This window comes from Fonticella tunisiensis, assembly GCF_004364155.1.
Lineage (GTDB): Bacteria > Bacillota > Clostridia > Clostridiales > Caloramatoraceae > Fonticella > Fonticella tunisiensis.
This window is the reverse complement of sequence record NZ_SOAZ01000006.1, coordinates 30,981-47,253: the sequence shown is the minus strand read 5'-3', so window position 1 is coordinate 47,253 and position 16,273 is coordinate 30,981. Positions and strand designations below refer to the sequence as shown.

Genomic DNA, 16,273 nt, shown 5'->3' with positions numbered 1-16,273 from the left:
AGGTGCTTTATATGAGCTTTAACAGGATTTCCAGGCTTTCAGAAGAAATAAAAAAGATAATAAGCAGCATAATTCAAAATGATTTAAAGGATCCGCGCATACCTATGCTTACCTCCGTCACTTCTGTGGAAGTTACAAATGATTTAAGATATGCTAAGGTATATGTTAGCGTATTTGGAGATGAAGAACAAAAGAAAGCCTGCCTTGACGGGTTAAAAAGTGCAGCAGGTTATATTAGAAAAGAGGTAGGAAGTAGAATAAAGGCAAGGTATACACCTGAGCTTATATTTGAAATTGATAAATCTATTGAACATAGTCTTCACATTTCCAGACTCCTCAATGACTTGGGTAAAAAAGAATGATTTATTTAAGAATTGGCGAAATAATTAAGAGCAAAGATAAATTTGCTATTACTGCCCATCTATCCCCAGATGGGGATAGCATTGGGTCTATGCTTGGATTATATAATGCCCTTAAAGAATCTGGAAAAAGTGTTGACATGTTCATTGATGATAATCTTCCCTATAAATATTCCTTCCTACCAGGGTTTAATGACATAAAAGGTATAGAAAACGTTGAAGGAAGGTATAGCTGCCTTTTTGTTCTGGACTCAGGAGATGCTGACAGAACAGGAAGGTGTAAAGAATTGATTAAGGTTTCGGATACAGTTGTCAATATAGATCATCATATAACCAATAATTTATTTGGAGATCTTAATATCGTAGATACTAATTCGTCCAGTGTTGGAGAAATGATATATCAGTTATTAAAGCTGAACGGTTTCGAAATATCGAAAAATGTTGCAATGTGCCTTTATACATCTATTTTAACTGACACAGGAGGATTTAAGTATTCAAATACAACTTCCATGACTTTTTCTATTGCAGGTGACTTGATAAATACAGGAATAAACTTTACCGACATATACAGCAAAGTATATGATGTAAAGACCCTGCCACAGGTAAGGCTGATGTCAAAGGTAACTTCGACGCTTGAAATGGCGTTAGATAATAAGTTAGCCCTAATGAGCCTTAATAAAGAAATGCTGGAAGAATGTAATGCAAGTGAGGAAGATGCAGGCGAGTTTGTAAATATAGCAAGGGACATTGATAGTGTTGAAGTTGCCGTATTTATTAAAGAATTAAGCAATGGCTTATGCAGGGTAAGTTTGAGATCAAAGGAATACATTGATGTTAGAAAAATTGCAGAGAAATTCGGCGGAGGAGGGCACATAAGGGCAGCAGGATGTACAATTAAAGGCAGCATGACGGATGTGAAAAATCATATAATAAGCGAAGTACAAAAGGCTATGGAAGGGATGCAATAATGAACGGCATATTGAATGTACTCAAGCCTCCTGGAATGACTTCTTATGATGTTGTTTCATATATCAGAAAAGTAACAGGAATAAAAAAGGTTGGACACACTGGAACGCTGGATCCAGGGGCTGCCGGTGTTCTCCCCATTTGTATTGGAAAGGCAACCAAAATTGTAGATTATATATTGAACGATAAAAAGAGCTATATATGTGAGTTAACCCTCGGTAATGTAACGGATACCTATGACAAATATGGCACCTTTTTATATGAAGAAGATAAGAAGGTTAAGGATTTAACAATTGACGAGTTTAATGGGGTATTGAAAAAATTTAAAGGTGAAATTTATCAAAAACCCCCGGCATATTCAGCAGTAAAAATAAATGGAAAGAGAAGCTACGAGCTTGCAAGGCGAGGAGTGGAGGTTGACATCCCTGCACGAAGGGTTATAATCTATGCTATAGAAGTTTTGAAATTTGATCCACCTGTTATAATGATGAGGATTACATGTTCAAAGGGTACATATATAAGAAGCATATGTAATGATATAGGGTATGAACTCGGATGCGGTGGATATATGAGCTTTCTTTTAAGAGAGGCTACGGGTAATTTTAATTTAAAAAACAGCTGTATTTTGGATAATATAAATAAAGATAGTTTAAAAAACTACCTATTTAATCCTGACTTTGCTCTTAATATGAGATCTATTTATGTTGATGATAAGGTTTCTCATAGATTGATAAATGGAAATGCAGTTAGGATCAAAAGTAATGAGAATTGTAGCAGGGATGAATCATTAAAAGTATATTCACAAGATAAGGAGTTCATTGGTATTGGTAAAGTAAAAGGTAACTTGTTAAAAATAGATAAACTAATGTTGTAAAGGTGTTTGCAATGAAAATAGTTGAAGATAAGTTTGAAAACATAATCGTACATGATGAATTAAGTATTGCTTTAGGAACATTTGATGGTGTCCATAGGGGGCATCAAAAAATAATTGAAAGAGCAGTTTATGAAGGAAAGAAAAAAGGTATTAAAAGCGCAGTTTTTACATTTAATAAGCATCCTCTTATGGTTTTAAGGCCTGGTACAGAAGTAAAGATATTGACAGACAATAATACCAAAGCAAATATCATTGAAGGGCTTGGAGTCGATTACTTATTTTTTACAGACTTTAATGAAGACTTTGCAGGTACCGATGCAGAAGAATTCCTTTTTCTTCTTAAGAGAAAATTAAGAGCAAGGGTGCTTGTTTGTGGTTATAACTATACATTTGGAAAATATGGTAAAGGTGATGTCAAACTCCTTGAAAAGTATCAAGAAAAGCTTGGATATGAACTTAATGTAATTGATAAGGTGTCATTTGAAGAACGAAATATATCAAGCAGCATTATAAGAGAGAAAATCGAATCTGGTGAATTATCTGAAGCCAATATTCTATTAGGACATAATTATTTTTATATTGGCAGAGTAATAGAAGGAAATAAGCTGGGACGAAAGCTAGGTTTTCCTACTGCAAATGTACCGATATCTAACAATTTATGTATTAAAAATGGCGTATATATCACATGGACATACGTTGATGGAATAGCTTATTCCTCAATATCAAATGTAGGTAATAAACCCACTGTCGGTAAAAATGAAAGGTTGATTGAAGTTCACATCTTTAACTTTGAAGGCAACCTTTATAATAAAAAGATAAAGATTGAATTTGTTGAATTCTTAAGGGAAGAGAGGAAGTTCGAATCAATTGATGAACTAAAGGACAGGGTATTAATGGATATAAATACTGCAAGGGAATATTTTAATAAAAACAATGTTTACAAGCAACGTTAGCTTTGATATAATAACCCTTGTAACCTATGCTGGGTTCTGCGGTTCTCCGTCGCAAAAGCTGGCATGAGGCGTTTATAAATTCAGGAGGTGCAATATGGATAAGGCAAGAAAGCAAGAAATAATAACTAAGTATCAGAGACACGAAGGTGATACAGGATCACCAGAAGTTCAAATCGCTCTTTTAACAGAAAGAATTAATCATTTAACCGATCATTTAAAGGTTCATAAGAAGGACCATCACTCAAGAAGAGGACTTCTTAAAATGGTTGGTCAAAGAAGAGGGTTACTTAACTATCTTCTAAAAACAGACATCGAAAGATATCGTGCTATAATAGATGAACTTGGAATAAGAACAATCGAGAGAGATTAGAAATAATGGGGCGGCTGTCCGCTCCATTATTTTTTGTACATATCATTGAAAGCATAACGCTCGTTTATATAGTCACTTTAATGGTAATTATGGTATAATAAAGAATAAGGCCTGTTTTAAAATCTGAAAAAATATGGCATACTATTAAGGTAGTTATTTAATGAGAGGAGGTTAATTAATGCAAGAAATACTGAGCACTACTTTTGCTGGAAGGATAATGAAAGCTGATACAGGTAAATATGCAATGTTATCAAATGGAGCAGTTATGATTAGCTACGGAGATACTGCTGTACTGGTAACAGCTAATGCAGCAAAGGAACCTAAAGAAGGGGTTGATTTTTTCCCTTTAAGCGTTGATTATGAAGAAAGGCTGTATGCAGTAGGTAAAATACCCGGTGGTTTTATCAAGAGAGAGGGTAAGCCAACTGAAAAAGCAATTCTTTCAGCAAGGTCTATTGATAGGCCTATAAGGCCCTTATTTCCAAAGGGATATAGAAATGATGTCCAAGTTATTTGTACAGTGTTATCGGTTGAACCTGATAATCCACCAGAAGTACTTGCAATTAATGGTGCTTCTTTAGCTCTATGTATTTCCGATATCCCCTTTGAAGGCCCTGTGGCGGCTGTTTTAGTTGGAAGAATAGAAGATAAATTCGTTTTGAATCCAACTGCTGAGCAAAGGGAAAAGAGCGATCTTCATCTGCTTGTATGTGCTACCAGGGAAAGGGTAATGATGATAGAAGCAGGCGCTGATGAAGTACCTGAAGATGTAATGATAGACGCTATAATGTATGGATTTGAAGCTTGCCAGGATTTAATTAAATTTCAGGAAGAGGTTACAGCCAAAGTAGGAAAGGAAAAAGTTATACCACAAATCTATAAGGTTTCTGAAGAGATTGAAAATGCTGTAAGGGAGTATGCAACTGACAAACTCTGGGAGGCAATGCAATATACAGACAGGCAGGAAAGACAGGAACACACAGATTTAGTTGAACAGGAAGTTCTTGAACACTTTGCGGAAATATTCCCAGAAAGTGAAAAGGATATTGCAGATGTAATGTATAGAATACAAAAAGAACATGTGAGAAAGATGATACTTGAAGATAAAAGAAGGCCGGATGGAAGAGGTTTTGAAGAGATAAGACCATTAAGTTCCGAGGTTTCAATACTTCCAAGGACACATGGATCGGGACTTTTCCAAAGAGGGCAAACGCAAGTATTGACTGTAGCTACATTGGGTGCTCTTGGAGACGTGCAGATACTTGATGGCCTTGGGGACGAAGATGCTAAAAGATATATGCATCATTATAATTTCCCTCCGTATAGCACTGGTGAAGTTAAATTTTTAAGGGGACCAGGAAGAAGAGAAATAGGCCATGGTGCGCTTGCTGAAAGGGCACTGGAACCAGTAATTCCAAGTGAAGATGAATTCCCATATACTATAAGGCTTGTATCTGAAGTTTTAAGTTCAAATGGTTCAACTTCTCAGGCGAGCGTTTGTGCAAGTACACTTGCACTTATGGATGCTGGAGTTCCAATAAAAAGACCAGTTGCTGGTATAGCTATGGGGCTTGTGACAAGTGAAGATATGTCACAGGTTGAGGTTTTAACTGATATACAGGGCCTTGAGGACTTCTTTGGAGATATGGACTTTAAAGTTGCAGGTACGGAGAAAGGTATTACAGCAATTCAAGTTGATACAAAGCTTAAAGGGCTGCCTGAGGAAGCAATTAAAAGGGCTATTTATCAAGCAAGAAAGGCTAGAATGGAAATACTTGACAATATGTTAAAAACAATCCCTGAACCAAGAAAAGAGCTTTCGAAGTATGCTCCAAGAATAATAACCATGACTATTGATCCTGACAAAATAAGAGAAGTAATCGGACCTGGCGGTAAGACTATCAACAAGATAATTGCCGATACAGGAGTCAAAATAGATATAGAAGATGATGGAAGGTTATTCATATGTGCAACTGATATGGAAAGCGGGAAAAAGGCTCAAAGGATAATTGAAGGCATAACCAAGGAAATACAGCCTGGCGATATATATCTTGGAAAGGTTAATAGAATAACATCCTTTGGAGCATTTGTTGAGGTGCTTCCTGGAAAAGAAGGTCTTGTTCATATATCAAAGCTTGCGCATGAAAGAGTTAACAAAGTTGAGGACGTATTAAACGTAGGAGACGAAGTACTTGTAAAAGTAATAGATATCGACAGTCAGGGAAGAATCAACTTGTCAAGAAAGGATCTCATTAAAAAAGAATTAGAAGAAAACAAAGAATAAAAGGGCTTATGCATAAGCCTTTTTGTGTTATTTTAGCCTCCTGATGTGAATAATAATATATAAAGAAATGTTAGGAGGCTTGAGTATTTGAATAATTTAAATTCCAAATTGTTTATAGTTTCCATAATAATAATTATGTTAATATTATCTTTAATATTTTTTAATGCAGATGAAATAGCTTATATTCAAAAATCACTTCCTATAACAAGTGTCAAAACTGATAAAAAAGTTGTTGCCATTGCATGCAATGTGTATGAGGGAAGTGATCAAATTAAAAGAATGGTAAAAGTATTAAATAAGAAAAATATAAAAATAAGCTTTTTTTTGGGAGGAATATGGGTTAAAAACAATGCTGACTGTGTCAAATTGTTAAAAAATATGGGGCAGGATATACAGAACCACGGGTATAATCATAAACTCCCGTCTAGAATCAGCAGAGAAAGAAATATCAGAGAGATAAAGGATGCCGAGGATATAATATATAAAATTTCAGGAGTTAGGACATATCTGTTCGAACCACCTTCTGGAGATTATGATGAAAATACCATTAGCATCGTTAACTCGTTGAACTATAAGATGATAACCTGGAGTATAGATACGATAGATTGGAGAAAGGATGCAACCGGTGAGCTTATACTGGAGAGAATAAGAAAAAAGCTGCATCCAGGAGGAATAATACTCATACATCCAAAGCAGGTTACAGCAGATAATTTTGAAAGGATTATTAATTATATTGAAAGTCAGGGATATGAAATCAAGTCAGTTCCTGAGCTTTTAAAGGAAAATTAAAGTCTGCTAAAGGTTGCTTGAGGCAAAAATATTATTTATAATTAAAGTGCTAAATTATGAAGTACGGGAGGAAATTATGCACAAAAGATATACATTAAAGAATGGTATCAAAGTTGTTACAGAGTATATTCCATATGTAAATTCCATCAGTATAGGTGTATGGATAGGCAGTGGTTCAAGGTATGAAAACGAGCACAACAATGGAGTATCACATTTTATAGAACATATGCTTTTTAAGGGAACTTATAATAGAAGTGCAAAACAGCTGGCAAGCGAAATAGAGGAATTAGGAGGACAAATAAATGCCTTTACAGGGAAGGAAGCAACATGTTTTTATGTAAAGCTTTTAGATCAGCATTATGAGACAGGAATAGATGTATTGAGTGATATGCTGATTAACCCGCGCCTTTCAGAGGAGGATATTGAGAAGGAAAAAAGCGTAATTCAAGAAGAGATATATATGTATGAGGATTCGCCTGAAGAACTAGTTGCGGATTTGCTGTCATATGCGACATGGAAAAACGATACACTGGCATATCCTATACTTGGTACTGAGCAAACTATAAAAAATATGAACAAAGACATCATAATGGATTACATCCTAAAAACCTATAATCCCCATAATATTGTAATTTCAGTTGCAGGCAATTTTGATGAAGATAAATTGATCTATAAGCTTGAAGACTTCTTTGGAAATTTAACCAGAAAAAGTAATTTCAACCCAATGATTTCATCACCTGTTCCCAATAAAGAAATCCTGGTTAAAAACAAGGATATTGAGCAAGTTCATATATGTCTTACATTAAAGGGGATAGAGCTTGGAAACGATAGACTCTATACGCTTCTGGCAGTAAATAATTATTTTGGTGGAGGAACCAGTTCACAACTTTTTCAGAAGCTTAGGGAAGAAAAGGGTTATGTTTATACAATCTACTCATATCCTTCTTCATATAAAAATGCTGGTATCTATAATATTTATTTTGCCCTCAATGAAAATTATATTGAAAATGCTATGGAACTTGTACACAACGAAATACAGAATATACTCCTCAAAAAAATAGACGATGACAAGATTAAAAAGGCAAAGGAACAGTTAAAAGGCAGCTATATTCTTGGACTTGAAAGCGTATCAAGTAGAATGTTCAGTATGGGAAAGTCAGAGATCATGCTAAAAAAGATAAGCGAGCCAAAGGAAATTTTAGATAAAATAGACAGCATAACAAAAGAAGATGTATACGAGACAATAGATTACGTATTCAGTGAAGGAATTATATCTGCAGCTGCCGTTGGAAGAAATGTAAATCAGGAAGATTTTAAGAAAATAGTCTGGAGGTAATTATGAAGTTATACATTAAAAGAATAGAATCTGCCAGAGATTTGCCTTTACCCAACTACATGACTAAAGGCGCTGCAGGAATGGATTTATTTGCAAATGTGAAAGATGATGTCATAATTAAACCTGGTGAAATTAAACTTATTCCAACAGGAATTGCAATATCGCTGCCAGAGGGCTATGAAGCGCAGATAAGGCCAAGGAGTGGTCTGGCACTTAAACATGGTATTTCTTTTGTGAATACACCAGGTACAATAGATAGTGATTATAGGGGAGAAATAAATTTGATTATGATAAATTTTGGAAAGGAAAATTTTACGATTCATCGTGGAGACAGAATTGCACAGATGGTAATAAATAAGATTGAAATCCCTCAAATAGTCGAAGTAGAGAATCTGGAAAGTACAACAAGAGGAGAAGGCGGTTTTGGTTCAACTGGTATATAAACCGCCCTTTTTTAATATATATAATAATATGTTAAAGACAAAAGGAGGGAAAAAACTATGGGTAAAAGGCTTTCAGAGGTAGCATCGCTTGAAATAATAAATATATACAATGGAGACAAGTATGGGTATTTTGGAGATTGCGAAATTGTTTTCAATAAGAAAACTGGAAAGATAGATAAGATACTTGTAAGCCAGGGGAAGTCTTCTATTTTTTCATTTAAGGAAGGTGATTTTCTGGAAATACCGTGGGACAAGAGAGACAAGAGGCTTAAGGGAGGAACTAAAACGTTACTTTTTGACTTTACAGTATAAGTTTTCTTCACAACCTCCTTATATAGGTGTATATTATATTATTAGTTAGCATGTGCAATTTAATATAAGGAGGCAGTTTTATATGAGGATAATCATACAAAAATTCGGAGGTACGTCTGTTGCAACTCAGCAGAGAAGAGAATTAGTTTCGAATAAAATAGAAAGTGCAATTGAAAAAGGGTATTCTCCCGTTGTAGTTGTATCTGCAATAGGTAGAAAAGGTGATCCCTATGCTACTGATACGCTTCTTTCACTTATTAATAATAACGAAACCCATCTTGAAAAAAGAGAAATGGATTTATTAATGAGTTGTGGAGAGATTATATCAGCTGTTGTCATGGCAGAAACCCTGCAAAGGCGTGGAATCAAATCCAGTGTATTAACTGGCGGCCAGGCGGGGATTATAACGGATGATAACTTTAATGATGCGACAATATTAAGAGTTGATACTAAAAGAATAATTGATTTGTTAAATAAAGGCATTGTTCCTATAGTTACAGGTTTTCAAGGAATGACTTCTGAAGGCGATATTACAACCCTGGGAAGGGGAGGCAGTGATGTAACAGGTGCTGTTCTAGGAGAAGCCTTAAGGGCGGAAGCGATTGAAATTTACACGGATGTTGATGGAATAATGACCGCTGATCCGAGAATAGTCCCGGAAGCAAAAGTTATAGAAAAAATAAGTTATAATGAAGTATTTCAACTTGCTGACCAGGGGGCAAAGGTTATACATCCAAAGGCTGTTGAATATGCAATGCGTGGAAACGTGCCGTTATGGATAAAAAATACTATGTCAGATGCTCAAGGAACTATGATTACATCAGCAAAGCACAATGAAGGAAGAATTGTAACGGGAATAACTCATATGTCAAACAGAAGCCAGATAAGCGTTAAATGTAAAGACACTGGCAATGAAAAGGATTTATTTGAAATACTTGCCGGGTGCGGCATAAGCATTGATCTTATAAATGTATTTCCCGAATATAGAGTATTTACTATAGATGGCAAGGATTCTTTGAGGGTAAATAACATATTGAAGGATTTAGGACTGGAATACAGTATCATAAATAACTGCAGCAAGATAGCGTTAATTGGAAATGGCATGAGAGGCGTTCCAGGTGTCATGGCTAAAATACTAAAGACACTTGTTCAAAACAATATTAAAGTACTTCAAACGGCAGATTCCCATACAACAATTTGGTGCCTTGTCAGTGAAGAAGATACCATAAAGGCAATTAATGCACTCCACAAAGAATTCTCTCTTTAATCAATTGTATTAGAAAGAAAAACTTTGATGTATCAAGGTTTTTCTTTTTTTTTATTAAACTGAGGTTTTAAATAATCCGTTACAGAATCAATTTATCTTTATTCCCCATAATATTATAAATTAATGGATAAAATATTAAGGAAAGTATACCACTAAAATGAGGTGATTTAATGTCAGGAAAAAAGGAACTGGATGAGAAAAAATTTGAGTTTAAAACCGAGGAAACTCCATCAGAAACAATTAAAAATAAAGAGCTTCAAAACTTAAAGGAAATAGGCGCTTCGGAAATTCCAAGACCTGTTTCAGATATTTATACTCTTCCGATTATTGGCCAGATAGAAGGCCATGGAGTATTGCCGCCTCAAACTAAATCTACAAAATATGAACATGTTATTCCACAGTTGGTGGCAATTGAAGAAAATCCAAATATAAAAGGCCTTCTTGTTATACTTAATACTGTTGGGGGAGATGTAGAAGCTGGGCTAGCTATTGCAGAAATGATAAACAGTCTCTCTAAGCCAACGGTTTCACTGGTTGTAGGAGGAGGACACAGTATCGGCGTTCCTCTTGCAGTATCATCGCAGTTCTCATTTATATCTCCCACTGCAACAATGATAATTCATCCAATTAGAATGAATGGACTTGTGATAGGAGTTCCACAAACATTTGAATACTTCAGAAAAATGCAGGAGCGAATTATAAGCTTTATTGTCAGAAATTCAAAAATAGGTCATGAAAAGGTTAGGGAGCTTATGCTTCAAACCGATGAACTAGTAAATGATATGGGCACTATACTTATTGGCCAACAGGCTGTAGATGTGGGTCTTATAGATAGCATCGGTGGTATAAGCGATGCTATATCCAAATTAAGGGATATGATCAATAAGAGGCAAGTGCAGTAATTGCATTTGCTTTTTATTTTAAATATAATAACAATGATTAACAACGTTTGAAGGGAAATTTCAGGCGGTATAGAATAATATATTGGGTGGTGATATAATGGCAAGACGAAATAAAAAGTTACGCAGTAAAGGTAATAGTAAAAGCAGCTATAAAAATGAAATTTATGGGATCGTTTTAGTAGCCTTATCCTTCCTTATTGGTTTAAGTATATATATTAAGCCCTCTGGAATCGCTGGCATGTTCTTTAGAGAGTTTTTTTTAGGCCTATTGGGGATTGGGGCATATTTATTTCCCATTTTTGTTTTTATAATAGGAAGTGCACTTGTTATAAATAAAGGAGTCATAAAAATAAGTCAGAGGTTTATGTCTATTGTAGGAATTATATACGACTTGATGCTTTTAATAAACAATACTTTTTCATATTCAAACATAAACCGTGGATTGATAGATAGGCTTGAGGAATCATTCAAACTGGGGCTTAATTCAAGAGGAGGGGGAATAATTAGTGAGCTTGTAAACATACCTCTTCTATATATTTTCGGCAGGATTGGATCGTATATAGTATTGGTTTGTGCTGGATTAATACTTGTTGTACTAGCATTAGAGGTTTCAATTGGTGAAATTGCTAATTTGGTCCTTGGTAGATTAAAAGATTTAAAAATAAATAAAAAACAAAGAAAAATATTAATCGATGATAGCAATCCTGTTATAAACAATTCTGTAGAAGCTGCCGCTGAAGAGGACAGAAAGATGTATGAAGAGAACATCGAAAAGATAGATAGAAAGATAAAGGTTCTAGATTATTTAAAGCTTGAACAATCGAATAAAGATAACGATAAGGATAAGTATAAACAATATAATAGAAAGAAAGAAACGGAAAGTGATGATATTGAGGATGAAATAATTAAAAACAGAAATGAGTCGAGAAATGTCGAATATGTTTATCCAGATATTAACTTATTGAATGAAAATAAAAATATATCCAATTCTCAGGATAAAAAGGATTTATTAAATAACGCAAGAATACTTGAAGACACGCTTCAAAGCTTTAGTGTGGATGCAAAGGTTGTACAGGTCAGCAGAGGGCCATCTGTAACAAGATATGAACTTCATCCAAGCCCAGGAGTAAAGGTAAGCAGAATAGTAAATCTTGCAGACGACATTGCTCTAAATCTTGCAGCACCTTCCGTAAGAATAGAGGCGCCCATACCTGGAAAGGCAGCCGTCGGCATAGAGGTACCGAATAAAGAGGTGGTGCCCGTAACTTTAAGGGAAGTTATAGAATCCAATGAGTTTATGGAATTCAATTCAAAACTTGCATTTGCCCTTGGAAAGGATATAGGTGGAAGATGTATAGTTACTGATTTGTCTAAGATGCCTCATCTTCTTATTGCAGGGGCTACAGGCTCTGGAAAAAGCGTATGTATAAATACCCTCATAATAAGCTTAATATATAAAGCCTCTCCTGCAGAAGTCAGGCTTCTTATGATAGATCCAAAAGTTGTTGAACTTTCTGTTTATAACGGCATTCCTCACCTTCTTATACCTGTTGTTACTGATCCTAAGAAGGCTGCGTCAGCTCTTTACTGGGCTGTAAATGAGATGACACAAAGATATAAGCTGTTTGCAGATAACAATGTGAGAAATATAGAAAGTTACAATAGCCTGATGGAATCCAAGGATCCTGAAAAGAGGCTTCCTCAGATTGTGATCATTATAGATGAGCTTGCAGACCTTATGATGGTTGCACCAAACGATGTTGAAGATGCAGTATGCAGGCTCGCGCAAATGGCAAGGGCGGCAGGAATGCATCTTGTTATTGCAACCCAGAGACCATCTGTAGACGTTATAACAGGTGTAATTAAGGCTAATATACCTTCTAGAATTTCCTTTGCTGTTTCCAGCCAGATAGATTCAAGAACTATACTTGATATGTCAGGGGCCGAAAAGCTGCTTGGTAAAGGTGATATGCTGTTTATGCCCATTGGTGAAAGTAAGCCCATCAGGATACAGGGAGCGTTTATATCTGAAAAAGAAGTGGAGAAAGTTGTAGAATTTCTAAAGCAGTCCACAAGTACTACCTACGATAGCGAAATAATTGAGGAAATTGAAAATAAATCCGATTTATCTGAAATTGACAGAGAGACTGATGAATTACTGCCTGAAGCCATAAATATAGCCATTGATTACGGCCAGGTTTCCGCATCTATGCTTCAAAGAAGGCTTCGAATAGGATTTAATAGGGCGGCAAGGCTGATTGAAGAAATGGAACTTAGGGGCATTGTAGGACCTCAGGAGGGAAGCAAGCCAAGACAGGTAATAATGAAAAAGAGCGAGATTGATGATAGTTTATAGGGCAAAAGGTTTCTTTTGCTCTATTTTATATTGTCGTATTATATCAAATTTGTTATGATATGATATGTATGATTAAAGATATGTTTGTCATAAAATAAAAAGGTCTGTAAAATAAAGATATTTAGTGAAATATTATGTTATATGCAGATATCTAAAAATAATATTGAAATACAGTAGATAATTGCCCGGGAAATCGTGGTAGGAGGTATTGACATGGGATTAAATGTAGGAATGATTTCGCTTGGATGTGATAAAAATAGAGTGGATGCAGAAATAATGCTTTCCAAACTATCAAAGAAGGGGTACAGAATTGTAAACAATGAAAGGGATGCTGATATTATAATTGTAAATACATGTGGGTTCATCGAATCTGCAAAAATGGAATCTATTGAAACCATCCTGGAAATGTCACAGCATAAGGGTACGGGCAGATGCAAGTGTGTAATCGCAACTGGATGTATGGCAGAAAGATATAAGGAAGAACTCATTAAAGAGATACCGGAAATCGATGCTGTTGTAGGAACAGGAAGCTACAGAGAAATATGCGATATAATTGATAATGTTCTTTCTGGTAAAAAAGGCATTGTAAAAGCAGATGATATAAATTTTGATCTGGATTTTGAAGAAAGAATTATCAGTACACCTCAGCACTATGCGTATGTAAAGATAGCAGAGGGTTGTAATAATAATTGCAGCTACTGTATAATACCTAAGCTAAGAGGAAGTTTTAGAAGCAGGAAAATCGAAAGTATTGTACAGGAGGTAAAGATTCTTGCAGAAAAAGGTGTAAAGGAAATAATACTTGTTGCACAGGATACAACTATGTATGGCGTTGATATTTATAGGAAAAAGATGCTATCAGAGCTCGTTAAAAGGGTTGAAGAAGTTGAAGGAATTGAATGGATAAGGATAATGTATACTTATCCGGAAGAGATAACCGATGAACTGATTGAGATCATAAAGATGAGTAAAAAAGTCTGCCACTATTTTGATATACCTCTTCAGCATGTAAGTGATAAAATATTGAAGAAGATGAAAAGAAAGAGCAGAAAGGAAAAAATTATTAATCTAATTGAGAAGATCAGAAGGGAAATTCCAGATGCAGTTATTAGAACCTCCATTATCGTAGGTTTTCCAGGAGAAACTGAGGAAGATTTCAATGAATTAAAAAATTTCTTACAGGAGTATAAATTAGACAGAGTAGGTATATTCACCTATTCTGCAGAGGAGGATACCGAAGCTGCTGAAATGGAAGATCAGATCTCGGAAGAAATTAAACAGAAGAGAAGGGAAGTACTAATGAAGCTTCAAAGTACAATATCGTTAAATAAAAATAGGGATTTAACTAACAATGTATTAAATGTTATAATAGATGGTATGAACAACGAAGGGCAATATTATGGAAGAACATACGGAGATGCACCTGAAATTGATCAGGAGGTTTATATCAACAACAATATTAATGAACTTAAAAAAGGCGATATTGTTAGAGTAAAAATAACCAAGGCTTACACTTACGATTTAATAGGAGAGATACAAAATGAACCTTGCAAATAAGTTAACAATACTTAGAATTTTTTTAGTGCCAATATTTTTGTTTATAATAGCGATAAAAGTGAAATATGGTAACTATATTGCTACAGCGGTTTTTATTATAGCAGCCCTTACAGATACCCTTGATGGTTATATCGCTCGAAGCAAAAATCAAATAACCAGGTTTGGAAAATTTATGGACCCCCTTGCTGATAAGTTAATTGTAACTGCTGCCCTTATTTCGATGGTGGAAATGAAGAAACTTCCAACATGGGTAGTTATGATTATAGTAGCCCGAGAATTCGCTATAACGGGTCTAAGAGCAATAGCGGCTTCTGAAGGTGTTGTTATTGCAGCAAGCAAGTGGGGAAAATTAAAAACAGTAACTCAAATTATTGCAATAGTTGCAGCATTAATGGAGCTTCCCTATAATGATGTACTAATATCACTCGCTGTTATAATAACTATAATATCCGGTGTTGATTATATAATAAAAAACAAAAAGCTCTTGAATCCCCGGGAATAGAAATAACCTCATGGCCCCTGCCATGGGGTATTTTTATATATTATTTTATATAATAAAAGATAATATCATAAATGATAAAGTAAAATCATTAAATGTATAAACCAAGAAAAATATGGTATAATCTATAGGTACATTAACAGATTTACTATCTTTAGCATCTAATAAGAACATAAGTTCATAACGGGTTTTTCGTTCGGTTAATGTTAAGATAGCTGTATCGTCAGACCTTTTACCAATTACAGTATCGATTTCCCAGTGACCAAAGGTTTCACGGTTTTTATTTCCTGAGGGCGTAGCTCGATACTTTTACCTATAACACGCTTATTTTGACGTATACGTTTTTTCTTTGGCTTTAAATGTAGTTTCAAAGGTAAATCTATATTTCGAACAGATAGAAATCCTCTATCTATGTAATTATATAAGGTCTTAGTAGAAACAATATACGCATCCTTCCAGGCAGGATCTTTTTTACAGGCACCAACGACAGCATCTACAGACCATTTTTCTTGTAGAATTTTTGTTTCAGCATATTTTAGAAAAGCTTCCGCTTGGGCTATTTTGAGTTTAGCTCCGCAATTTGAGCGATGTTTTTCATACACAGCCTGACCTGTTTCAGGGAAATAGCTTGTATAGAAAGATAAATTGCTTTTAAGTTGTAAAGTAGTACCACGTTTAATTTCGCGGCAGATAGTACTTGGACTACGTCCTAATTTCCTAGCAATATAGCGAATACTTTTGCCTTCTTTTAGTAATGCAGAAATTTCTCCACGTTCATAACTATTTAGGTGTTTAAAAGAACGTACAGTTGTGTTAGAATTAATTGTATCAACCATAGTGAAAATCTCCTGTATGTTTGGATTAGACACCTATATCATACATGATTTTCACTATGGTTGTTATTTTTTTATTCTATCTGTTGCATTTAATTTTACAATGAACCAAATAAAAAAACATAAACATTCATATTGACCAAATATTTTATATATAATATAATACTATAAGA

The 16,273-nt window shown here is 34.8% G+C and carries 15 protein-coding genes and 1 pseudogene; 15 read left to right on the top strand and 1 reads right to left on the bottom strand.

The features are described from left to right. Positions 1–11: 11 nt before the first annotated feature. The 15 genes from rbfA (at position 12) to pgsA (ending at position 15,270) form a co-directional block, all read left to right on the top strand. The gene (gene rbfA, locus EDD71_RS05130) at positions 12–362 is read left to right on the top strand and encodes a 30S ribosome-binding factor RbfA (RefSeq protein WP_133627675.1); all 351 of its coding nucleotides are present in this window, start codon (positions 12–14) and stop codon (positions 360–362) included. Further along, positions 359–1,327, top strand: a complete 969-nt coding sequence (locus EDD71_RS05125) for a DHH family phosphoesterase (protein WP_133627674.1) — start codon at positions 359–361, stop codon at positions 1,325–1,327. Before rbfA ends, EDD71_RS05125 begins: the two co-directional genes overlap by 4 nt. Next, positions 1,327–2,199, top strand: a complete 873-nt coding sequence (gene truB / locus EDD71_RS05120) for a tRNA pseudouridine(55) synthase TruB (protein WP_133627673.1) — start codon at positions 1,327–1,329, stop codon at positions 2,197–2,199. The genes EDD71_RS05125 and truB overlap by 1 nt, the downstream gene beginning before the upstream one ends. A gap of 11 nt (positions 2,200–2,210) precedes the next feature. After that, positions 2,211–3,152, top strand: a complete 942-nt coding sequence (locus tag EDD71_RS05115; RefSeq protein WP_133627672.1) for a bifunctional riboflavin kinase/FAD synthetase — start codon at positions 2,211–2,213, stop codon at positions 3,150–3,152. Between the two features lie 94 nt (positions 3,153–3,246). After that, a complete protein-coding gene (gene rpsO / locus EDD71_RS05110) occupies positions 3,247–3,522 on the top strand; it encodes a 30S ribosomal protein S15 (RefSeq protein WP_133627671.1) in 276 nt (91 codons plus the stop codon). A gap of 178 nt (positions 3,523–3,700) precedes the next feature. Beyond that, positions 3,701–5,806: a polyribonucleotide nucleotidyltransferase gene (locus EDD71_RS05105; protein ID WP_133627670.1), complete on the top strand. Its 2,106-nt coding sequence runs from the start codon at positions 3,701–3,703 to the stop codon at positions 5,804–5,806. 87 nt (positions 5,807–5,893) lie between these two features. Further along, positions 5,894–6,595, top strand: a complete 702-nt coding sequence (locus EDD71_RS05100; RefSeq protein ID WP_133627669.1) for a polysaccharide deacetylase family protein — start codon at positions 5,894–5,896, stop codon at positions 6,593–6,595. 76 nt (positions 6,596–6,671) lie between these two features. Next, entirely contained in the window at positions 6,672–7,931 is a 1,260-nt protein-coding gene (locus tag EDD71_RS05095) for a M16 family metallopeptidase (RefSeq protein ID WP_133627668.1), read from the top strand. 2 nt (positions 7,932–7,933) lie between these two features. Continuing rightward, positions 7,934–8,374: a dUTP diphosphatase gene (dut, locus tag EDD71_RS05090; RefSeq protein WP_133627667.1), complete on the top strand. Its 441-nt coding sequence runs from the start codon at positions 7,934–7,936 to the stop codon at positions 8,372–8,374. A gap of 57 nt (positions 8,375–8,431) precedes the next feature. Further along, a complete protein-coding gene (locus tag EDD71_RS05085) occupies positions 8,432–8,686 on the top strand; it encodes a YlmC/YmxH family sporulation protein (RefSeq protein ID WP_133627666.1) in 255 nt (84 codons plus the stop codon). Positions 8,687–8,768: 82 nt separating this feature from the next. Then, on the top strand, positions 8,769–9,953 hold the full coding sequence (dapG, locus tag EDD71_RS05080) for an aspartate kinase (RefSeq protein WP_133627665.1): 1,185 nt from the start codon (positions 8,769–8,771) through the stop codon (positions 9,951–9,953). A gap of 170 nt (positions 9,954–10,123) precedes the next feature. Then, the gene (locus tag EDD71_RS05075) at positions 10,124–10,855 is read left to right on the top strand and encodes a ClpP family protease (RefSeq protein WP_133627664.1); all 732 of its coding nucleotides are present in this window, start codon (positions 10,124–10,126) and stop codon (positions 10,853–10,855) included. A 97-nt stretch (positions 10,856–10,952) separates the two neighbouring features. Further along, a complete protein-coding gene (locus EDD71_RS05070; protein ID WP_133627663.1) occupies positions 10,953–13,211 on the top strand; it encodes an FtsK/SpoIIIE family DNA translocase in 2,259 nt (752 codons plus the stop codon). Positions 13,212–13,424: 213 nt separating this feature from the next. Beyond that, positions 13,425–14,768, top strand: a complete 1,344-nt coding sequence (rimO, locus tag EDD71_RS05065; RefSeq protein ID WP_133627662.1) for a 30S ribosomal protein S12 methylthiotransferase RimO — start codon at positions 13,425–13,427, stop codon at positions 14,766–14,768. After that, positions 14,752–15,270 (top strand): CDP-diacylglycerol--glycerol-3-phosphate 3-phosphatidyltransferase, encoded by a 519-nt coding sequence (gene pgsA / locus EDD71_RS05060; protein WP_133627661.1) that lies wholly within the window; start codon positions 14,752–14,754, stop codon positions 15,268–15,270. Before rimO ends, pgsA begins: the two co-directional genes overlap by 17 nt. Before the next feature lie 132 nt (positions 15,271–15,402). Here pgsA and EDD71_RS05055 read toward each other — a convergent pair. Next, a pseudogene (locus tag EDD71_RS05055) lies at positions 15,403–16,103 on the bottom strand (IS30 family transposase); the annotation flags it as partial. Between the last annotated feature and the right edge of the window lie 170 nt (positions 16,104–16,273).